The following is a 21221-nucleotide window of genomic DNA, read 5'->3' as shown; positions in this document are numbered from 1 at the left end:
CGTGTTACAGCTTCTTCACGGTCTGTCGTTCAATGAGACGAACGGGAACCACGGTATTCTCATGCGGGTGATCCTGGGGATTCTCGATCAGGGTGATAAGGCACTGTGCAGCCTGATACCCCATCTGTCCGAAATCCTGGGATATGGTGGTCAGCTTGGGTTCAACGAAGCCCGCGAGATGAATGTTGTCAAAGCCCACGATGGAGAAATCATCCGGTACCGACAGGCCCAGCTCTTTGGCAATCTGAATGATCTCGATCGCGATGAGGTCATTCTCGGCAACAATACCCGTAATTCCTTGCGTCACAACGGCTTGAATAAACTGAATATAGTATTCTCTGCCGTTGTCGTTGTCATGGGTTAAGTACCGGTCGGTCAAGTCATTGACGCTGTAATCGATCAGTTTGTAATCATACAAAGCTTTCAAATAGCCGAAATACCGCTCCCGGATCGAGGAAGAGTTCTCTACCTTCAAGGAGGAGATAAAGGCGATCTTCTTATGATTATTCTCGATCAGATGTTTGGAGGCCTGATACCCGCCACCGAAGTTGTCGGAGACAACCGAACGGAACGGAATCCCTTCAATGCATTTATCCATCGTCACCAGCGGGTACTGTGCCAGGTGATACTGATACAGAATGCCAAGATCCGAGATGCTGCTTATCGGGTAGAGAATCAGCCCCGAATTGGCGCTTTGAAGCGCGGCTTCCAGCAGCTTCCGCTGTCCGACAATCGTATTGGACTGAATGTTCAAAGTGTAGTCGGTCGTTGCGAGATATTCGTTGATGCCTTTTTCGTAATCACCAAGTCCCGGGTTATGAGCGAATGGCAGAATCAGCAGGATCTCCTTATTCGTCTTGCTCAGGTGCCTTTGAGGGGCTTTGTCTGTGCTCACGAAGCTTCCCTTACCTTGGATCCGGTAGATCAGCTTGGCATTCTCCAGCTCGGTCAGCGCCCTCTTCGAGGTGATCCGGCTGACGTTGTATTCCTTCGAAATCTCGGCTTCGGTTGGAAGCTGATCTCCAGCCTGGAGCTCTCCGGATTCAATCTTGGCCGTTAAAGCATTTACGATATGTTGATATAGTGGAATTTGTTCCATAGCGGATCCACTCCCTGAATTTGATATATCATTTTGTGGCGTTTATGTCAAAGTCTAATGATACATTTAATAAAAAGTTACAGTTGTTATGTTTGAATGCACAAAAGGAATACACTACTCGGGTGCATATAGTTTAAAGATTCTATGTCCATAGTATCGTGTCCATGGATATATTTCAAGATTAGACGCTTCCAACGCCAATAAATTGGAGAGAATAAATTGGTATATATAACAAACGGATAAAGATGTTAATTGTTATATCAAATATTCATAACTGGTTATCGCCTTGCCTGCGGGCGTTGATTTGACAGCCTATCACTTGAGTGATAAATTGACTGTGATTAGGGTAGGGAGGTGAATGGAGTCAATGAAACAATTGGGATTTCATCAGGAGAACCGATTAGCTATGCTGTCCTGGATTCGGATCACCCGTTTTCAACAGATCGGCAATCACCTCTCGAATGAGTTCTTACAGCCGTTCTGCATCACGGTTGCCCAATTCGACGTTTTGATCCAGGTCTTCGCGCACCAACCTTTATCACAGCAGGAGCTGGCCGAATATCTTTCCATTAGCGGCGGCGGTGTCTCCCATATGGTAAAACGGCTGGAGAAGCTGGATCTGATTGTCCGCAAGCAGGATTGGAAGGTAAAGTATATCTCGCTAACGGATAAGGGACAGGCCCTGCTGGAAGAAATTATTCCGCTGCTGTCGGATTTCCAAACCTCTATGTTCGACGTTCTGGATGAACAGGAGTTACAGCAGCTTTACAAGACGATGAGGAAGCTTCATCAGCATAATGGAAAGAAAAAGTCGGCACACCCGAGGGTTATCGTCGAGGAGGAGTAGCTGAAGGTTGCCTTGGCTGCTAGTTATCGGCTTTACGAAGGGAGCCAAAGAAGACGCAGGGGAGTCCTAAGAGAGGGATTCCTTTTTTGTGCGAAATGAGTTCATTTTTTAATGAGAGATCTAAATTTTTATATACATCATAAGAACGTTCGTTCTATAATGAAATCGATGAGTACATGAATCGTACAGGAGGGTGTTGTAGTTGAAGAAGAGTGCGCTTTTGGTCATTGATGTACAGAATGAGATGTTTCAAGTGAATGATCCGGTGTTTGAAGGGGATCGATTGCTCCACAATCTCAAGCAGCTGATCGCAAAAGCCAGAAGCGGCGGCATTCCTATCCTCTACATACAACATAATGACGAAGGTTTGATGGCAGGGTCGGAGGCGTGGAAGATTAACCGTGAGATTGCGCCTGCGATGTCGGATACGATCATTCAGAAGACCAGACCGGATTCATTCTATAACACCTCACTTGAAGAGAAACTGAAGCAGCAAGGCATAGAACATGTGATTCTTGCAGGTATGCAGAGTGAGTTATGCGTAGACACCACGTGCAGGAGAGCGTCCAGTTTGGGCTATGATGTCACGCTGGTATCCGATGCACACAGCACCTGGAACAATTCGGTGTTAACCGCGCAGCAGATCATAGATCATGTGAACGCTACCCTGAGATGGTTTGCCGACGTGAAGACAACAGAAGAAATCCTCATTACGAAAGAAGCCGGCGTGTAATCGCCGGCTTTTATATAATGAATAGATGATCCTTTATAAGGACGGGCTTCCGCCATAATTCGATTTTCTGGTTAAAATATTCCTTCGGGCACCTTGCCTTCCCAGCAATCCGGTGTGTGCAGCCCCAGCACATGACCGATGACGGCGGCCGTGTCCATGATGCTGATCGGAGCGTCGAGAAGGCCGGGTTTTACGCCCGGACCCGTAATCCCCCAGGTGATGGTCATATCCATCGGATGGTCACTGCCATGGTCATTAGGATGAGCGCCTCCGCCGCCATGGTCCGTAACCGTGATGATCCACGTATCTTCCAGCAGTTGCTGATCATCCAGTGCCTCGATTATCATGTCTACGTACTTATCCGTAACGGCAATCTGCTCCAGCTGCTTATCAGTACCGAATCCGTACTTGTGGCCCGCGCCGTCGGGGTGATCCAACTGAATGAACATCAGTTTGAAATCGGGCTGCTGATGAATATAATCGACGATGGCTTCCGTCAGCTCGGGATCGGGTTTGGATTCCATATGAACATTGATCGTATTCTCAATGATTCCTGTGTTGATCGGTTCCCAGCAGCTGAACGCGGACAGAGGAGCATCCGGCCATTGCTGGCGGGCCAGCTTGAATAGTGACGAATAGGGGAAGTCATCCGGAATTTGCCCGTGGATCGCCCGGTCATTATCAAGACCGTGTTGGGCCGGGCTTACGCCATATAACAACGAGCCCCAACATTCAGCACTGATGCTGGGAAATACGGTCTGCGCATCGTACGAGTAGGCTCCAGCTTGCAGCAGGGCGTGAAGATGCGGTGCATCCGCTTCTTGAACGAACCTGCCTGCTCCATCAATTCCAAGAATAATGACGCGTTTAGCCATCGATAAAACCTCCTTGGTAAGAACCATTTGATCTTTATGCATAGAAGCTGAATAAAACAATATGCATCATGTGTACAGGATTGCTGTAGCAATGACTGTTGCTACCCCCATGATGCAATGGTGATGATACCCAGCGTGATGAGCACGGATGTAATGATTCGCCGCCAGCCTTGCTGCTCACGCAGAACGATGATGCCGAGCAGAGTGCCGAATACCGTGCTGATTTCACGAACCGGCGCGATGTGTGCAAGCGGAGTAAGCCGCATGGCGAACAGGAATAGCAAGTACGATCCCGGTGCCAGGATGGAGCCCAACAGAATCGTGCGCCAGTTCACCGTCCATTCCTGTTTCAGCCCTCTGGACAGTATCACGGGAACGATGAGAGCGATGAAATAACTGATATTGGATAATTGAATCAGGGCGATCGGAGAGACCCCTGCGTCCAGAACAGCCTTGTCGGTCAGGGTATATCCGGAAATGCATAGCCCAACCAGGCAAGCATAGATTAAGGCCTTGGGGTTCAGGCTGGAAGGGCCTCTGAATTTCAAACCCGATAAAGCAAACAACGAAAAGATAATGATGCTAAGGCCCATATAACCCGCTGCACTTAGATGCTCATGGAACAACACGAGGCTGCACAGCGAGGTCAGCATGGCCCCAAGCCCTCGCATAAACGGGTATACCTGGGACATATCGCCATGGGTATAGGCTTTGGAGAGCAGCGTAATATAGAAGCCCTGAATGGTCATAGACAGCAGCATAAGTCCGTAAATGTGCGGTTCCAGCTTTAGCCCTGACATCTCCATGAGAAATGAAGGCATCAGGAGGATTAAGGTGACAGAATGGATGCACCACAGAAACACCGATTTATGAATGCTTCGCTTCGTGAACAGATTCCAGAGGGCATGGGTAAGACCGGAAGACAGCACCAACAGCAGGGATAGCAGCTCCATCAGAAATGTCCGATAAGGACTTCAATGCTGCGGGCGGACAGATTATCCACCCATTCCTGCGAACAGCCCGGATCCGTGATAACCATGGAGATGTCCTCCAGTTTGGCGAGCTTCGAGAACGTGGTTACCCCGAGCTTGGTGTGATCGGCAAGAACGATGCCTTCCTCCGAACGCTCCAGCATTTTTCGCGATATATAGGCTTCATCCAAATTGTAATCGGTAATGCCATCGGTTAAGGAGATACCGCCGACCGATATAAATGCTTTATTGACCTTGAACTGTTCCAGCAGCATTTCAGTGAGAGGACCTGTTGCCGCCTGCTTGGTCCGGTCCATATCCCCGCCGATATAAATAATCTTTCCCTGAAAAATCTCCATAGCCAGATTCAGGACAGGCAGCGAATGGGTGATGACCGTCACATCGGACCGGTCCTTAAGATAACGGATGACTTCAATCGTGGTTGTTCCGTTATCCAGCAGAATGGTCTCCCCTTCCTTGACTAGGGAGGCGGCGAGTTTACCGATCGCGGCCTTTTCCTCTGCGCATGTCTGGGAACGGCTGGTGAAGGACGGTTCAATATGCCCGGAACGAGATTTGACGGCGCCGCCGTAAACTTTGCGCAGCTGGCCTTCTTTCTCTAACCGGTCCAAATCGCGGCGGATCGTTTCCGCGGATACCTCCAGCTGCTCCGCAAGGGCGTGGACTCTCACCTTGCCCTCCAGCTCCAATTGATTTAAAATCTTCCCCCTGCGTTCCTCATAGGTTACAGACATAAATTCATTCACCTCAATATTATATATGACTGATGTTGACCGAAGATGTGGATTTGATTTTATATTAGGCTGGTTAAACCGTCTTGTCAACGAAAAATCATTGACTTTTCATTGCTATCCCCACTAATATACACATAAAACCACATAATTTCATTGAAAAACCACATGTCCATGTAAAGGAGACGTTTATGTTGAAGCCAACTCTTCGATTCGGAGACGATCATACCTTCAAGATTGTGCAGTTCACAGATATTCATTGGAAGAATGGGGAGCCGGAGGATCAGATGAGCCGGCGCTGCATGGAAACGGTTTTGGACCTGGAGCAGCCTGATCTGGTGGTATTTACGGGCGATCTCATTTATTCGGGGGAAGCCGATCCCGGCTGGAAAAAGTGCCAGGATCCAGTGCAGGCCTTCAAGGATGTTGTCAAGACGGTGGAGTCACGCGGAATTCGCTGGGCCTTCGTATTCGGGAATCATGATACGGAGGGGGATATCACACGTGAAGAGCTTATGGATGCAGCCCTGCAGCACACCTACAACTGTGCAGAGCACGGCTCGCCGGAAATTCATGGCGTGGGGAATTATACGCTTCCTTTATACGGCAGCAATGGGGAAGAGACAGCGGCCGTCTTGTACTTCTTCGATTCAGGGAGAGAGTCCGAACATCCTGCAGTTCCGGGGTACGATTGGATTCGGCGCGATCAGATCCGCTGGTATGAGATGGCGTCCTTGGCTTACAGCGCCAAGCATCAAGGGAATCCGCTGCCGTCATTGGCTTTTTTCCATATCCCTCTGCCGGAGTATCGTGAGGTGTGGGAGCGGAAGACGTGTTACGGCAGCAAGTTTGAAAGGGTATGCTGTCCGGAGGTGAATACCGGTCTGTTCGCGGCCATGTTGGAGCGGGGCGATGTGATGGGCACGTTCGCCGGACATGATCATATCAATGATTACTGGGGGGAGCTGCACGGCATCCGTCTTTGTTACGGCAGAGCTACCGGTTATGGTACATATGGCCGGGAAGGCATGCTCCGTGGTGCGAGGGTTATTCGCCTGCATGAAGGACAGCGGCAGTTCGACACTTGGATTACGCTGAGCGACGGCTCGCAGATTCGGGAACAGGAGAAGCATGAACCCGAGACGCCCCTCTGATATACGACAATAGTCAAAAACACACCTCTTATGAAATGTACGGAAAAGATCCGGTGGTTTCATGGGAGGTGTGTTTGGTTTGCGTTATTATCCTTATCCGTTCCTAAGCAGTCGCAGCAGCAGCTCCGCCTTAGGGGGCGTATAGCTCGGGTCCTCTTGGGACTTCAGCGTCATTAATCCCGATAGCACGGATAAATAACAGGCTACGAGCTCTCTCAGATCGCCAGCCGCAATCTCCCCTGCATCCTGCCCTGCTTCGAACAGCGGCATCAGCTGGTCAACAAAGGCATGGATGGAATAGCTCTCGATAATCTGCTTGGCCTCTTCGGGCACGCCATCCGAGGTACGTGCTTGCTGAATCAGCATAAAGTGCGTATTATCATCCTCTTGGAGAATCATGGAGGTTAGCAATGTAATTTTCTCAAGAGGGGTACCGGGCACGTTATAGATTTCGGAGAGCGCTAGCCGTGCCTCCTCCATCGACCATTGAACGAGCGTGATGAACAACTCGTCTTTGGATTTAAAATAATGATAGAGAAGACCGTGGCTGACCCCGGCTTCACTGGCGATCATGCTCATCTTGGTTCCGAAAATACCTCTTCTGGAAAATACTTTGATGGCAGCTCGCATGATTTGTTCTTTTCGTTCGTCGCGTATTTGATGCAATTGTTCTTCGTTTAACGGGGCCATTGCGTCCATCCCTCATCATGGAATTCTCTTGCTGATATCAACAATAACGCATTTGATTTATTCGGGCAATCCCATGGATAAGGGCAGAAATTCGTTATTAAAGACCGGGATGATCCGCGCGAGTAGTTCTTCCAGGGGCAAGTTTGTCTCCTGTAATACTTGATGAAGCCAAGCTTTACCTTTACCCGATAGGTCTGCATTCACGAGTGCGGTGATATATTCGGCATTAAACAAATCCTGAGGTGAGGCGAAGAGACCCGTTACCATCATATACTGTTCGAATACGGCCATATCGTTATGATCATAAGCCAGCTCCTGGCATATATCGAACAGCCTCTGGGCAAAAGAGAAGCCTTGGGCGGGCAGGTGGCCCTCGTATGTCACGCCCGGCCATCTGAGATCCGCGGCTGCGCTAAGCCACCATGCAGGCTCAATGGCGGATTGAATCTTTAGGAGGGCGAAGCGTTCGAATCCCTCCTCAAGCAGAACTCCATTCTGCATCGATTGCAAGCATTGGTCCAGCGTATCTGCCTGGATGGCGGCCACCGTCATGCCCTGGCCGAATATCGGATCGAAACTGCAGAAAGCATCACCGAGCACCAGCAGACCGGAAGGCCAATCCTCCATCTGCTCGAAATGCTGTCTAAGGCATTCCTCGATCCGGTAGCCGCGCGGGTTTGAGACCGGTTCAAGCTGCTGAAACAAATCTCCGATGGCAGCGCCGAACAGATTTTGTGCCTCCTGGTCGTACAGCTGATGGTTGGTTGTCGGATAAGAGTCTCCTCCCGCGCGGTACAGAACAACCTCCGCAATCTGGTTCTCGATCGGATTGAATACGGCCGTGCCGATACCACGGGAGGGATCTCCTTCGTTCACAATGGTGCTCCACGCCGCTTGGATGTCTTCTGGCACCTTATAATGCCGCGTGCTATAACCAAGGGATATGTGCAGCCTCTCGGCCTCGGGTGTCGCATAACCGAGGTTCTGGAGCCAATCCGATAGCTTGGAACCGCGCCCGCTTGCATCCACGACGATATCCGCATTCATATGAAGGAGCGCCGGCTCTTCGACGCTTCTGTCCCGGAACACCACACCGGTAACGGTATTCTTGTCTGCGTCAAACAGCAATTGTTGGGCCGTCAGTTTCGGTAGGAGGGTGACGTTGGGCAGTTTGGCCACTCTGCTGCGCAGCGTCCACTCCAGCAGGGATCGGCTGCATCCCGCATTGGGCTCATCGGGCATTTCCAGCGTGCCGAAGCGGTTGGTCATTTTAACGGACTTATGCGCCCGGGGGTGGGCCCCGTGCTGAACCAGCTCCTCGGTTATGCCGGGGAACCATCGTTCAACAATCATCTTGCCGCGCTCAAGGAAACGGTGCGGATGATAGGCCTGCGGCGTACCCGCCCGAGTCTCCGGTCCTGCTGGAAACTCATCCCGATCCGTGATGATTACCTCTTCGTAATGCTTGGATAACACGGTTGCAGCGAATAGTCCGGCTATGCCTCCACCTAGAATGAGCGCTTTGCCTTTTGTTTTCATTCGAAGACCTCCAATATAGATTGATTTAGTCAGTCAATAATAAACGAAAAACATCCTCTGAATTTCAAATTTGGATAAAGAAGCAGGACAAATAGCGGTGAACGTCCTTAACGAATGGAGCGATGTCTCCTTTCTCTCTATATTTATGATTGATTAGGTCAGTCAATCATAAGATAAAGGTATTTATTGGATATGTCAATCCTGATTTACGTATAAGAAGCGCGAATTGCCTATAACTCCCCTTGTGTTCGCTTCGGAATTTTGGGACAATAAGGAGTGGACTATGAATAGAAAGAGGACCAATCAATGAACAAACCATCCATTTATGGATTAACATTAGATCAGTTGACGGCTTGGCTGGGCGAGCGTGGACATAAAAAGTTTCGGGCAACACAGGTATGGGAGTGGCTGTATCGGAAGCGGGTCACCGCTTTTTCCGATATGACGGATGTGCATCCGGAATGCTTGCAGCTGCTCGCGGAGCATTATACGATACTGACCTTGGAGGAGCACACCAAGCAGGAGTCTCTGGACGGAACGGTTAAGTTCCTGTTCAAGCTGGTGGACGGCAATCTGATTGAGACCGTATTAATGCGGCATAAATTCGGTTTGTCGGTCTGTGTGACTACTCAAGTCGGCTGTAACATTGGCTGCAGCTTCTGCGCCAGCGGTTTGCTGAAGAAGAGCCGCGATTTGTCCGCAGCGGAAATTGTGGAGCAGGTCATGCAGGTTCAGCTTCACTTGGATCAACAAGGCAAAAGCGAGCGGGTCAGCCATCTCGTGGTGATGGGGATCGGGGAGCCGTTTGATAATTATGAGAACATGTCGGATTTCATTCGCGTGATCAAGGATCATAAGGGGCTTGCCATTGGTCCCCGTCATATTACGGTATCGACCAGCGGGCTGGCTAACAAAATCGTCGAGTTCGCGGACAGCGATCTGGGCGTGAATCTCGCCATCTCCCTTCATGCGCCGAATGATGAGATTCGGACCCGCATTATGAAGATTAACAAAGCGATTCCGATCGAGAAGCTGATGGCAGCGATTGATTATTATCTGGAAAAAACGAATCGCCGTATCACGCTGGAGTACATTCTGCTGAAGGATGTGAACGATCAGCGGGAGCACGCGCTTGAGCTGGCAGAGCTTGTTGGCGAGCGACGCAATCTGGCGAATGTGAACCTCATTCCGTACAACCCGGTGGATGAGCACAGCCAATATCAGCGCAGCACAAAAGAATCGATTACCTCTTTTTACGATACTTTGAAAAAACAAGGCATCAGCTGCAGCGTTCGTCTGGAGCATGGAACCGACATCGATGCAGCCTGCGGGCAGCTGCGAAGCAAGCAGATCAAGAAAGCGCAGTAACAAGAATAACGCGCAATCCCAGGGGAATTTAACCGCTATGTGGATTGACCAGCTGTAAGGGCGTATCCATTCATATGGGTATGCTCTTCTTAATGAAATCCGAAGCGTTATATAAAAATTGAATCGAGAGGAAGGATGCTTTAACATGCTGGAGACACATCCAACCGTCAAAAAGCTGCAATTCAAGGACCTCGGCCAACCGGTTCTGATGCTAAACGCACCACAGGCCTTTCAAGAGGTCATCAATTCCCTGCAAGGGGAAGTTCATACGGAGCCTAAGCAAGTGCCTTACGATTTTGTGCAAGCCTTCGGGACAAGCAATGAAGAATTGCAGCGCTTAGCCAAGATCGCAGCCAGCTCTGTGACTGACAATGGCCTGCTGTGGCTGTGTTACCCCAAGAAGTCGTCCAAAACCTACAAGAATTCCGATTGCAGCCGGGAGAGTATTACGGGCATTCTTGCTGACGAAGGCTATGAGCCCGTTCGGCAAATCGCTATCGATGAGGATTGGTCCGCCTTGCGTTACCGTAAAGTGGAGTTGATCAAGTCCATGACCAGATCGTTCGCAGCAACCGCGAAGGGGAAGGAACGGACCGGTCAAGAGGACGATAAATAATTGCAAGTTCGATAGGCATACGGGAGATCGATTTTAGTGAAATTTACAGCCTGAATCAAAGAAAAATGACCCTTCGAGGGTCATTTTGTGTTCTTAATACGTCTTCTTCTTTGTTCGGTGGTCATGTCTGGATTTCCAGTCATGGTGTTTGGACTTCCAGTTGTGGTGCTTTAATTTGCGCTTACGCTGGTTGGCGTCTTTGTTAATGGCTTTGCTGCCACTGCCGCCTACGGCGTGCTGCTGTCTGGTGCCGCGGCTCTCGATTGCGGAGTTGGTGCCGCCTGTGCTGTATTTGCCGGCGCCGCTTGCGATCTGCGTTGCAGACGCGTTTTGGCCTCCCTTCGGAAGCTTTACGACCTGCTTGTTAATGACGAATACCACTTCTTTTTGATTTTTTTTATGCTTGCTATGTTTCGAGTGATGTTTCGGATGATGTTTGGAGAAATGGTCCTTGTCCTTGGGGTCTTTTAATCCGAGATTTTTAGCGATTCCCCCGGCTCCGACGCTTTGTTGTTGGTACGTGTGCGGGGATTTAATGGCCGCATTGTTGCCTGCTGCGCTGCTTTTACTGGCGCCACTGGCGATTTGAGTGGTATTGGGGGCATTGGTGAATTGATCGTTCACCACAAAGACGAATCGCCCCACCCCACCAAGAGGCGATGTTACGGAGAAACGTTGCTTGCCCTTCTCTACTGTGATGGTCAGATGTTCCTTCTGGGACACGCGCTTCATCTCCTCTTTTCAATGGAGTCTTATTTTATCGTAAGTGAATTCGATGCAGCTCGTAAGAGGTATGCGCTGATAGAATAGAAAATGGGGGAAGGGCCCTGAGTGCTGATAGGCAACCATTTGCGAATAGAAAGAGTGTAAGAAGACACTCACTGTTGTGTATAATAATCAGAGTGATAGAAAGGATGGGAATATGCTGACAATCAAAGAATATAGCGTTGAACTGGTGAAGGATCCTTTTGGAATCCTGGCAGGCAAACGCTTTGAGTTTGTATGCGATTTGGACGTGCCGGAGGACGACGAGCTCTATTCGGAGCATGGCGTCTATCTGAGAGTGATTTATCTGGATGACGAGGAGTCTTCGCGCATTGTAAAATACGACTTCTATGAGCGGACAACCGACCAGTACCTGGACTTCGATATGGAGCCCGAGGAAGAGGAAGAACTCATGACTTTTTGCAAAGAGCATTTGCAGGAAGCGTAAAATAGAGCCGGAAGATGAGAACAGGCAAGTCCGGAGTGACTTGGGCATTTCTGTACAAATCTAAACGGATGGAATCTTATTCCAAAGTAATGGGAAATATTGCCCAAATAGTCCTTGCAAACTACGAATGACTTTGGTAAAGTTATACACAACTTATAAACGAACGGAGGGTTACGTATGTTGGATTATTCCCGATTGAGATCTTTTCGCGGCTAATGATATAGCGCTAAAGAGACCTGCACAGATGCAGGGTAATCGGGATGGGTCCGTCTTTTTTACGTAACCCATTTTTATGATATGTCTATAGAAGTACACGTTTTTTCATTTGCGGGATAACGGTGTTCTCACCCTCCTGTTTTATTTGAATGTGTATTTCGAGTAGGCATTCCAGGAACGGTGGACAGCTAAGACCCGTTCCGGTTACCCAGCACAGGCAGCTCGTTGCCTGTGCTTTTTTGTTGTAATGACGGCCTTGATGCAATGAAAAATGGAAGGGGATTGATTCCTTATGACAATAGCAAAACCAAATGATGATTATACACAAGTGATCCAAGAGATGCTGGAGATTGCCGGAAAACACGGGGTGAATTTGATTCCGGAGGGAATAGAGATGAATGAATCCGGCATGGATTTCCTTGTTGGATTCGTAGAGGAAGCAGGGACTGGAGCACGGTGGATTCTGCGTAAACCGAGACGATCGGATGTGCTGGATAGAGCAGATAACGAAGCTCGAGTCCTGAAGCTGATTCAATCCCATCTTCCGGTTGATGTACCGGATTGGCGGATTTACACGCCGGAACTCATTGCCTACCCGCTGCTAAGCGGGGAGCCTGCCGCTTCCGTCAGCATGGAAGGATATGCATGGAATATGGATCATGAGAATCCGGGCGAGGGGTTTATCCGCTCACTGGCTGAGGCGCTGGTTGCCTTGCATGGCGTCGATCACGATGCAGCCCGAGCAGCAGGTCTGCAGGTAAAGAGTCCCCAAGAGGTTCGTGATGAGACGGCGCGAAATATGGAAGACATCAAGAGCCGTCTGGGTGTTTCCGATGCGCTGTGGGAGAGGTGGCAAAAATGGCTGGAGGAGGATTCCTATTGGCCAACGCATTCTGCCCTCATCCATGGCGATCTTCACCCCCCGCATATCCTGATTGATGAGCGCGTGCAGGTGACCGGACTTTTGGATTGGACGGAGTCCGAGGTAGCAAGTCCCGCCAAAGACTTCGTGTTATACTACGCTATTTATGGCGAGCATAATCTCCGTGTCCTGTTGGACCGGTATGAACAAGCCGGAGGGAAGGTATGGCCGCGCATGTTCGATCATATTGTCGAACAGCATGCCGCGTATCCCGTGCTGATCGCCCAGTTCGCTCTCCTGACAGGTCAGGAAGAGTATATGACGATGGCGCGGAATGCCTTGGGTTTGACGGAGTAAGCCTCGCAGGAGGATGCAGCAAGGGGGTATTCCCGTTTGATAAGACTGCAAAGGCACAGAATACAGCGCTGAGAAAACAAAGAGCCAACCGATGCATACATTCGGTTGGCTCTTTGCATGATATAAATTAACAGAATTCAACATTATTTTGGATGAGCTGTAGGACATATAATAAAATCATGGTGAAATAAGGAGTAGGGTTAACGGATTTTTATTACATTCGTAACGCAATTTACATACCTGTAAACCTCTTGGTAGTGTAAATATGTTATCCTAGACATACTAAACTTACATACATCATTCATTAGGGAGGGGATTGACCGTGAATATTGAGGTACGTTTATGCCCGAAGGAACAGTCATTTATTCTGCATAACATATATCCGCTGTACTTGCATGACATTGCTGAGATATGGGGGGTCCGTCCTAACCGGTTCGGTGTATTTGAAAAAGAGGATGTGCCGACCTTAAGCGAGCAGAGCAAGCAGCTCGATGTGTGGTGGGAGCAGCCATCGGTTCTTTTTCCTTATCTGATCTCCGTAGATGGTATTGCGGCAGGGCTGGCTCTGGTGGCGACCACGCCATACATCCCATCGCCGAATATCCAGTACTACTTGAATGATTTTTTTGTGCTTCGGACTTTTCGAAGACAAGGTGTAGCCCAACGAGCGGCTGAGCTTGTGTTCGATCATTTCCAAGGTGCATGGGAGCTGCAAACGAATCCGACCGAGCGCAATATGAGTACCCAGATTTTTTGGCGAAAAACGTTGAACACGTACACGGGCGGACGATATACGGAGCATGATGGCGTCCATCCGGAGAAGGGGGATATGCTGGTCTTCCGTTTTAATAACAAATGAGATGGAGTCTCCAGCCTTTCTTTATAGGTGAAATCGGGCTTGACAGCTGGATGCCGCCGGGAGTAAACTGAGTTAAATTTTCGAACATGCTAGGATGAGGACGCCAGGATCGCAAATGGAAGCTGAGCCAGAGAACTGCTGGGTGGTGCGAAGCAGTCAGCGGCGATGCATGGCCATCACCTCGGAGCAGATCCGTCGATCGTTTATAACTTGAGGCGTATCCGGGTATTCCCTGCCGTTATCATGGGGCATCATTGATGGATGATGACGAGAGTGCGTATCGGCTTGTCCGGTGCGAATCAGGGTGGTAACGCGGAGACAAGGCTCCGTCCCTACAGGGGACGGAGCTTTTTTGTGTTCCTTTGGACCATGGAAAAGAGAGGAGTGTACGAATGCTTGCGAAGTTAATGCCTCAGGACGAGGTGCTGTACCAGGAAGATTTTATTCAGGATGAGGTGTCATACAATCTGATTCATCTTCTTGCCGGGTCGCCGCAGAACTTGGGGCTGAAATCGCCGGATGGACGCATGATCTTTGCGCATTCTCCTCGCGGGAACGCATGGTTATGGATTTCCCGGAAGGTTTCCGGAGATAGGCGGCAGCACCTGCTCCAAGCGCTGGTTGGCGAGCTTAAGGAGGTGACCCTGCCTGGGGTGACCGGGGAGCCGGATGTGGCAGAGCGGTTTGCAAGCTGTTACGCAGAGGAACGTCGTGAGACCTACCGTCATCATATGACGATGGAGTCTTATCATGCCCCCGCCGTGAAGCCCCCTCACTTCGTCGAGGGCGACATCAGGCAGGCCGCTGTTGAAGATACGCAGCAGGTGGCCCAGTTTCTGGTCGGATTCTCGGAGGATGCTTATGGGGTCCGCGCGAATGCGGCAAGCCAGATCGAGACAGCGCAGCGACTCATTCAGCAGGGGGGGTTAAATTTATGGATAGCCGGCGGCAAAGCGGTCTCGATGGCCAATGTTGCACACCGGTCACCACGGCACGGTCGAATCAACGCTGTATACACGCCGAGGGCTGAACGGAAAAAAGGCTATGCCGGCGCCCTGGTTGCAGAACTCGGACTTCGCTTGCTGCAGGACGGTTTGGTGCCCATGCTGTATGCCGATCAAGCCAACCCGGTCTCCAATCGATTGTATCAACATATCGGGTTTAGCCGGTGCGGGACGATTAGCGACTTCAAGTTTGTTAACAATGAATAACGAATAATGAATCCGCTAAAGCGGCACGGCTTGGACAAAGCCGGGGAAGACGAAGGGCATCAATAAATGTTATTCTATAAAGGTAGCTAAAAAATGCATAGCCCGATTGGATAGTACATGATCCCGGAGCCAGACAATACCCACATCCGACTGGAAATCAGCGCTCGTAATGGACAGTGTCCGAATGTTGGGAATCGTAAATGAGGACATCACCGACTCGGGTAAAATGGTGGCGCCGATGCCTTCCGCTACCAATGCAACGATAATGGCAACGCTGGAGCATTCGCATATGACACGCGGTTCAAGTTCGCCGCGCTTAAATTCTTGTATTACCCGCTCATGCATCCCGATCGTCTGATCGGTTTTTAAGGACAAGAACGGATATTCCGCGAGCTCGCGCATCGAGATTTCCGAATGGGAGGATACACTTTCCCAGCTGCTTGGAAGGACCGCGACGAACGGGTCGGAGGGCAAAGGCTGAACGGCATAACGCTCAGGCCCGAAGCTGGATTCGAAAGGGAGCCGGGTCACCGCGAGCTCGATATTGCGCTTGTCGAGCTGATCCGCCAGCAGGGAGTGATCGCCTTCCCGGATCTTGAACGTGACCTCGGGATATTGCTGCCGAAAGATATGGATGCGCTGCGGCAGGAGCGAGATACAGGAGACGACGGCACCGATGGAGAGCATGCCGCGGATTCCCGCATGGATCTCCTTTACCTCGGTTAGCGTTTCATTGAACTGGTTCAGCAGGGACGCCGCTCTGTTCTGAAGCAGCTCGCCTGCGTGGGTGAGCTGAAGCTGCTTGCCGCTGCGTTCAAACAGCAGAACCCCGAGCTCTTCCTCCATTAGTTTCAGCTGACGGCTTAATGGAGGCTGCTCCATATTGAGCTGTTTTGCTGCACGCGTGATCTGCCCTTCCTGTGCAATCGTCAGGAAATATCGCAGCTGTCGAATATCCATGTTCATACCCCCTATCCATACCTTTAAGGTATGGTATCCCTATAAATCAGATATTTTTAATATAGGGTATCCATTGATATGATTCAACTAATAACGTTTGCAGAATAAGGAGATGTGTGCACATGACTTACACGATACCCGTGGAATTAACGAAGACCCCGAAGACAAAGCCGAGCCACCATAAACAGGCTTTCGGCACGGTATTTACGGACCACATGTTTATTCTCGATTATGACGCAAGTCAAGGCTGGCACGATCCGCGCGTCGTTCCGTATCAGCCGATCGAACTGGACCCTGCCGCCAAGGTATTTCACTACGGACAGACCGTATTTGAAGGCTTGAAGGCTTACTTGACGGAAGATGAGCGGATTCTCATGTTCCGCCCGAACAAAAATATTCAGCGGCTGAACCTGTCCAACCAACGATTGAGCATTCCGGCATTGGACGAGGAGCTCGTTATGGAAGCGCTCAAGCAGCTCGTGCTCGTGGATCGCGACTGGATTCCTTCCGAGCCTGGCACATCGCTCTATATCCGTCCATTTGTGATCGCCACCGAGCCTGTGCTTGGCGTAGCGCCATCGCTGCAATACAAGTTCATGATTATCCTATCGGTGGTCGGTTCGTATTATGCGGAAGGCATCAATCCGGTCAGCATTTACGTGGAGCCTAAATACGTGCGTGCCGTAGCCGGCGGCGTGGGCAATGCCAAGACAGCTGGCAACTATGCGGCAGGTTTGAAGGCACAGGATGAAGCAACGCTGAAGGGATACTCGCAGGTACTGTGGCTCGATGGCGTACATCGCAAATATATCGAGGAAGTCGGCAGCATGAACGTGTTCTTCAAGCTGGGTGATACGGTCGTAACCCCGGCACTGAATGGCAGCATCCTGGATGGAGTTACCCGGAACTCCGTCATCCAGCTGCTTCAGCATTGGAACATCCCGGTAGAAGAACGGGCCATCTCCATTGATGAAATCGTGGAGGCCCATCGCAGCGGATTGTTGACCGAAGCTTTTGGCACCGGCACGGCAGCGGTCATTTCACCGATTGGCTCCCTGGAATGGCAGGATGAGCAATTGAAGATTGGTGAGGGAGCAACGGGCGAACTCTCCAAACGCGTATATGACGCCATCACGGGCATCCAGCTCGGAACGGTTGAGGATCCGTTCGGCTGGACGGTGGAGCTTGCATTATCTTAATGATCCTTTCTTTAAAGATCCTGTCTCAGGTCTACTGAGGCAGGTCTTTTTTTAGTAATAGGAAGTATACCCTTCAAGTGACTTACCCTGCCTATTTTCGCAAGAGAACATCCGGGTGAGTGCGGCCTGTGTTCTGAGAAATACGTCCATAAACGTTTTAAGTATAATAAGCGCTCATGTTACGATAAGGGTAAATTGTTGATACGTTGATGTCCGAAGGCATGGAGGTGCTTTTTTAGTGAATCGTCCGCAGAGTGTCGTTCCTGATGCTATAGATTTTACGAACGCTGCTTTTCCTTTTACAGCGTCGACCACGCACGGCATATTTGCCGGAGCCCAGCGCCTGCATTGGCATCATGCTTTGGAGCTCAATTATATTCAGAGCGGGACCGGATTTATTCTGATCAACGGGATGAAGCTCCAGTTTCAGCAAGGGGATATTATTTTCATCAACAGCAATGATCTTCACCGGGCGTATGAGACTGAGAACCTGGTGATGGATGTCATTATGTTCGAGCCCTCATTATTATCCATCGACCTCAAGTTCGATCCGGATCTGATGGCTCCCTTCCGTTCGCTCGGAAACATGGAGAGGCAATCCCCCGTGCACGATGAATTGGCTCACCTGCTGGGGCGCATGATGGAGGAGTATCAAGCCCGAGGTACCGCATATATGAGCCTGATCCGCTCGGATCTTATTCGTTTCCTGAGTTTGGCGAACCGCCATCTCTCGATTCCGGCTCAAGCGAACAGGCCGATCAAGGGCAGGGGAATGCATGCGTTAAAAGAAGTCCTGCGCACGATGGAGCTTCAGCTGGACTACAGCTGGACGCTGCAGGAGCTGTCGGACTTAACGCATCTGAGCCCTTCCCGGTTCAGCGCTCTGTTCCAGCAGGCGGTCGGCACTTCACCGCACCATTATCTGATTCAGCTGCGTTTGACGCATGCCGTGCACTTGCTAGAGACGACGGACCAGAAAATTATCGAGATTGCGGAATCCTGCGGGTTTCGGAATCTGTCTAATTTCAATCGTCTGTTCAAGCAGCATGTCGGCGCATCGCCAAGCGAAATTCGGGAGCGTGCTTATGCCGGCACTCCTATAATCTCCTCCACTTCAAAAACCAAGAAACAGTAAGATAGTATCACTCCTTGATCGTATAACAGTAGATGGATGCCAGTGGAAGCGGTATCTTAAATATATACCACCACATGACGCCGCTGTATGGCGGGTAGGAGTGAAATGCATGAGTTTGTATCTGGGTGTAGATGCCGGCGGTAGTAAGACACACGCCGTGATCTGCGATGAACAAGGGAACATTCTTGGCAAGGGAGCGTCTGGGAACGGCAATCACCAGATTCACCGTGAACATGCGGCCCGTAATATTGAGGAAGCCTGCAATGCGGCTCTTCAAGAGGCTGGAGCTGCCAAAGAAGATATCAGTTATGCTTATTTCGGCTTGGCCGGAGCAGATCGGGAAGCCGATTATGAGATCCTGCGTCCGATGATCGGGGCTCTCGGTTATCCTAAGCATGATATCGCATGCGATACCATGATCGGGATGAGGGCTGGAACGAGCCGTCCGTATGGCGCTGCATTGATCTGCGGTACGGGCTTCAACAGCGCGGCCCGAAATCGTGCGGGAGAAGAGCTGCAGTATGGAGGCTTTGGCTTCTTGTATGGAGACGGCTACGCGGGCGGTTCCGGATTTGCCACGCTGGCTTTCCGGGCAGTCATTCGGGCCTGGGATGAGCGGGGACCGGCAACTTTATTGACATCGCTCGTACTGGAGCAAATGGGATACACGTCTGTAGAACCGATGTATGAGGATGTCCTCTACGGCAAGACGAAGGTTCCGCCAAGCCTCGTGAAGACCCTGTTCCAGGCGGCTGAAGCAGGTGACGAGGTAGCCACCCGAATTCTTGAGAATGAAGGCGAAGAGCTGGCCAATGCGGTATGTACGCTGATCCGGCGGCTGGACATGACGGATGAAGCCTTTGACATTGTCTATATCGGCAGTGTGCTGAACAGGCCGAACAGCTCGATCCTGACGGATGCGATCGAGCGGATCGTTGCGGTCCGGGCACCGCATGCAACCTGTGTAAGACTGACATCCGATCCGGTTTCCGGCGCGCTTCTTTGCGCGATGGACGCTGATGGTCATGCCATTGATGTACAGGCGGAGGCCAAACTGAAAGCATTTACGTTTGAGCAGGCAACCACAGCCTGATCAATTTATCGTTGGATAAGAACCTGATAAATACGGATTGATATCATACCTTGGAGGCGATTAACGTGGCAGCAGGATTAAAGATAGCGGTCATCGGGGGAGGTTCCTCCTATACCCCGGAAATTGTTGAAGGTTTCATTCGCAATTATGAGCAAATGCCGATTCGCGAACTGTGGTTTGTTGACATTGAAGAAGGCAAGCATAAGCTGGAGATTGTAGGCAATCTGGCTAAACGCATGGTGAAAGAGTCGGGCCTGCCGATCGAGGTTCACCTGACGCTGGATCGCAGACAAGCGATTGCGGGTGCCGATTTTGTGACGACCCAGATGCGTGTCGGCCTGCTCGCGGCACGTAAACAGGATGAGCATATTCCGATTAAACACGGCGTCATCGGGCAGGAGACGACGGGCCCGGGCGGCATGCTGAAGGCGCTGCGCACGGTTCCGGTGATTCTGGACATTTGCCGCGATATCGAGGAGCTGGCACCGAATGCGTGGATGCTGAATTTCACGAATCCGGCGGGTATCGTCACGGAGGCGGTTGCTAAGCACAGTAAGGTGAAATCGGTCGGTCTGTGCAACTCGCCGATTAACTTTCAGAAGTTTCTGGCGGCGGAGTATGGCGTGTCGGAGAAGGACGTTCTGGCCGAGTTTGTCGGGATCAACCATCTGCATTGGGTGACGTCCGCTATCGTTAACGGGGAAGAGAAGATGCCGGAGCTGCTGGACGGCGGCAAATCGTATACGGCGAAAAACGTGCCGACCTTCGGCTGGGATGCGGACTTTATCCGCTCGCTTGGAGCGATCCCGACGTATTATCTTAAATATTTCTACATGACCGATACGATGTTTGCGGATATGAAGGCATCGCTGGAGAAGGACGGAACCCGAGCGGACGTGGTCAGCCGCGTTGAACAGGAGCTGTTTGAGCTTTACAAGGATGAGAATTTGGCCGTGAAACCGAAGCAGCTGGAGCAGCGGGGCGGTGCTTATTACTCTGAAGCGGCAGTCAATCTGATGACGTCCATCTACAATGACCGCCATGATATCCAGACATTGAATGTCGCAAACGGCAATATCTATGATTTCCTGCCTGCGGACGCCAGCATCGAGATCAATTGCGTGGTAACAGGCCAGGGTCCCATCCCGCTTGCACCGCAGAACGTGCCTTCCCATGTAAAAGGGCTAATGCATGCGGTTAAGGTATACGAACAATTGACGATCGAAGCCGCCATTACCGGTGATCGCGGCATTGCGCTGCAAGCGCTGGTTCACCATCCGCTGGTGCCTTCCGTAAGTGTAGCGAAGCAGCTGCTGGGTGAAATGCTGGAGGCGAACAAAAAGTACTTGCCGGCTTTTTTTAAGCCGGAGGCTGTGCTGTAAGGCGGAATGAAACCCAAACGGTGCGATTTTGATATAGAGCCATGCAAAACCCCTCTTCGAAATTGAAGAGGGGTTTTATTGAAGTTATCA

Annotated in this window: 21 protein-coding genes; 13 read left to right on the top strand and 8 right to left on the bottom strand. The window is 50.6% G+C overall.

Features of this window, described 5'->3' with window-relative positions; genetic code table 11:
• Positions 1 to 4: 4 nt before the first annotated feature.
• On the bottom strand, positions 5 to 1099 hold the full coding sequence (locus MKX98_RS32750; protein ID WP_194540092.1) for a GntR family transcriptional regulator: 1095 nt from the start codon (positions 1097 to 1099) through the stop codon (positions 5 to 7).
• Between the two features lie 367 nt (positions 1100 to 1466).
• Here MKX98_RS32750 and MKX98_RS32745 point away from each other — a divergent pair, with 367 nt between their 5' ends.
• Together MKX98_RS32745 and MKX98_RS32740 are read left to right on the top strand one after the other, a co-directional pair.
• Positions 1467 to 1946: a MarR family transcriptional regulator gene (locus tag MKX98_RS32745; RefSeq protein ID WP_194540091.1), complete on the top strand. Its 480-nt coding sequence runs from the start codon at positions 1467 to 1469 to the stop codon at positions 1944 to 1946.
• Between the two features lie 244 nt (positions 1947 to 2190).
• Positions 2191 to 2679 carry a cysteine hydrolase family protein gene (locus MKX98_RS32740; RefSeq protein WP_233355147.1) on the top strand — a complete coding sequence of 163 codons (489 nt, stop codon included), beginning with the start codon at positions 2191 to 2193 and terminating at the stop codon, positions 2677 to 2679.
• 71 nt (positions 2680 to 2750) lie between these two features.
• Here the strand turns inward: MKX98_RS32740 and MKX98_RS32735 are convergent, their stop codons facing one another.
• The 3 genes from MKX98_RS32735 to MKX98_RS32725 form a co-directional block, all read right to left on the bottom strand.
• Positions 2751 to 3554 (bottom strand): alkaline phosphatase family protein, encoded by an 804-nt coding sequence (locus MKX98_RS32735; protein WP_194540089.1) that lies wholly within the window; start codon positions 3552 to 3554, stop codon positions 2751 to 2753.
• A 101-nt stretch (positions 3555 to 3655) separates the two neighbouring features.
• Positions 3656 to 4507, bottom strand: coding sequence for a DMT family transporter (locus MKX98_RS32730; protein ID WP_216533600.1), 852 nt, complete (start codon positions 4505 to 4507; stop codon positions 3656 to 3658).
• A complete protein-coding gene (locus MKX98_RS32725; protein ID WP_194540087.1) occupies positions 4507 to 5280 on the bottom strand; it encodes a DeoR/GlpR family DNA-binding transcription regulator in 774 nt (257 codons plus the stop codon). Before MKX98_RS32725 ends, MKX98_RS32730 begins: the two co-directional genes overlap by 1 nt.
• A gap of 191 nt (positions 5281 to 5471) precedes the next feature.
• Between MKX98_RS32725 and MKX98_RS32720 the strand changes: the two genes are divergently transcribed.
• Complete coding sequence (locus MKX98_RS32720; RefSeq protein WP_220687564.1) at positions 5472 to 6431, top strand: metallophosphoesterase family protein; 960 nt, start codon at positions 5472 to 5474, stop codon at positions 6429 to 6431.
• 93 nt (positions 6432 to 6524) lie between these two features.
• Here the strand turns inward: MKX98_RS32720 and MKX98_RS32715 are convergent, their stop codons facing one another.
• Positions 6525 to 7121, bottom strand: coding sequence for a TetR/AcrR family transcriptional regulator (locus MKX98_RS32715; RefSeq protein ID WP_339220542.1), 597 nt, complete (start codon positions 7119 to 7121; stop codon positions 6525 to 6527).
• A 57-nt stretch (positions 7122 to 7178) separates the two neighbouring features.
• A complete protein-coding gene (locus MKX98_RS32710; protein ID WP_339220540.1) occupies positions 7179 to 8660 on the bottom strand; it encodes an FAD-dependent oxidoreductase in 1482 nt (493 codons plus the stop codon).
• Positions 8661 to 8966: 306 nt separating this feature from the next.
• On the opposite strand from MKX98_RS32710, the gene rlmN reads away from it, so the two are divergent.
• Positions 8967 to 10028: a 23S rRNA (adenine(2503)-C(2))-methyltransferase RlmN gene (gene rlmN, locus MKX98_RS32705; RefSeq protein ID WP_194540085.1), complete on the top strand. Its 1062-nt coding sequence runs from the start codon at positions 8967 to 8969 to the stop codon at positions 10026 to 10028.
• Positions 10029 to 10173: 145 nt separating this feature from the next.
• Positions 10174 to 10644, top strand: a complete 471-nt coding sequence (locus MKX98_RS32700; RefSeq protein WP_194540084.1) for a DUF3052 domain-containing protein — start codon at positions 10174 to 10176, stop codon at positions 10642 to 10644.
• Positions 10645 to 10737: 93 nt separating this feature from the next.
• On the opposite strand, the gene MKX98_RS32695 is transcribed toward MKX98_RS32700, so the two are convergent.
• Positions 10738 to 11367 (bottom strand): hypothetical protein, encoded by a 630-nt coding sequence (locus MKX98_RS32695; RefSeq protein WP_339220537.1) that lies wholly within the window; start codon positions 11365 to 11367, stop codon positions 10738 to 10740.
• A 199-nt stretch (positions 11368 to 11566) separates the two neighbouring features.
• Here MKX98_RS32695 and MKX98_RS32690 point away from each other — a divergent pair, with 199 nt between their 5' ends.
• The 4 genes from MKX98_RS32690 (at position 11567) to MKX98_RS32675 (ending at position 15362) form a co-directional block, all read left to right on the top strand.
• Positions 11567 to 11857: a DUF6509 family protein gene (locus MKX98_RS32690; RefSeq protein WP_339220535.1), complete on the top strand. Its 291-nt coding sequence runs from the start codon at positions 11567 to 11569 to the stop codon at positions 11855 to 11857.
• A gap of 508 nt (positions 11858 to 12365) precedes the next feature.
• Positions 12366 to 13292, top strand: coding sequence for a macrolide 2'-phosphotransferase MphI (mphI, locus tag MKX98_RS32685; RefSeq protein ID WP_339220534.1), 927 nt, complete (start codon positions 12366 to 12368; stop codon positions 13290 to 13292).
• A 322-nt stretch (positions 13293 to 13614) separates the two neighbouring features.
• Positions 13615 to 14151, top strand: coding sequence for a GNAT family N-acetyltransferase (locus MKX98_RS32680; RefSeq protein WP_071218703.1), 537 nt, complete (start codon positions 13615 to 13617; stop codon positions 14149 to 14151).
• A gap of 392 nt (positions 14152 to 14543) precedes the next feature.
• Positions 14544 to 15362 carry a GNAT family N-acetyltransferase gene (locus MKX98_RS32675; protein ID WP_339220532.1) on the top strand — a complete coding sequence of 273 codons (819 nt, stop codon included), beginning with the start codon at positions 14544 to 14546 and terminating at the stop codon, positions 15360 to 15362.
• Positions 15363 to 15431: 69 nt separating this feature from the next.
• On the opposite strand, the gene MKX98_RS32670 is transcribed toward MKX98_RS32675, so the two are convergent.
• On the bottom strand, positions 15432 to 16322 hold the full coding sequence (locus MKX98_RS32670; RefSeq protein WP_113057843.1) for a LysR family transcriptional regulator: 891 nt from the start codon (positions 16320 to 16322) through the stop codon (positions 15432 to 15434).
• 122 nt (positions 16323 to 16444) lie between these two features.
• On the opposite strand from MKX98_RS32670, the gene MKX98_RS32665 reads away from it, so the two are divergent.
• The 4 genes from MKX98_RS32665 to MKX98_RS32650 all read left to right on the top strand — a co-directional run bounded on the left by MKX98_RS32665 (position 16445) and on the right by MKX98_RS32650 (position 21131).
• Complete coding sequence (locus MKX98_RS32665; RefSeq protein ID WP_339220528.1) at positions 16445 to 17521, top strand: branched-chain amino acid aminotransferase; 1077 nt, start codon at positions 16445 to 16447, stop codon at positions 17519 to 17521.
• 238 nt (positions 17522 to 17759) lie between these two features.
• Positions 17760 to 18656, top strand: a complete 897-nt coding sequence (locus MKX98_RS32660; RefSeq protein ID WP_339220526.1) for an AraC family transcriptional regulator — start codon at positions 17760 to 17762, stop codon at positions 18654 to 18656.
• A gap of 109 nt (positions 18657 to 18765) precedes the next feature.
• Positions 18766 to 19749 carry a BadF/BadG/BcrA/BcrD ATPase family protein gene (locus MKX98_RS32655; RefSeq protein ID WP_339220524.1) on the top strand — a complete coding sequence of 328 codons (984 nt, stop codon included), beginning with the start codon at positions 18766 to 18768 and terminating at the stop codon, positions 19747 to 19749.
• Positions 19750 to 19814: 65 nt separating this feature from the next.
• Positions 19815 to 21131: a 6-phospho-beta-glucosidase gene (locus MKX98_RS32650; protein WP_339220522.1), complete on the top strand. Its 1317-nt coding sequence runs from the start codon at positions 19815 to 19817 to the stop codon at positions 21129 to 21131.
• Positions 21132 to 21221: the final 90 nt, after the last annotated feature.

Source organism: Paenibacillus sp. FSL W7-1332 (genome assembly GCF_037969785.1).
In the GTDB taxonomy this organism is placed as follows: domain Bacteria; phylum Bacillota; class Bacilli; order Paenibacillales; family Paenibacillaceae; genus Paenibacillus_AQ.
Note: the sequence above shows the minus strand (reverse complement) of the source record. Positions and strands in the feature narration are given on the sequence as shown.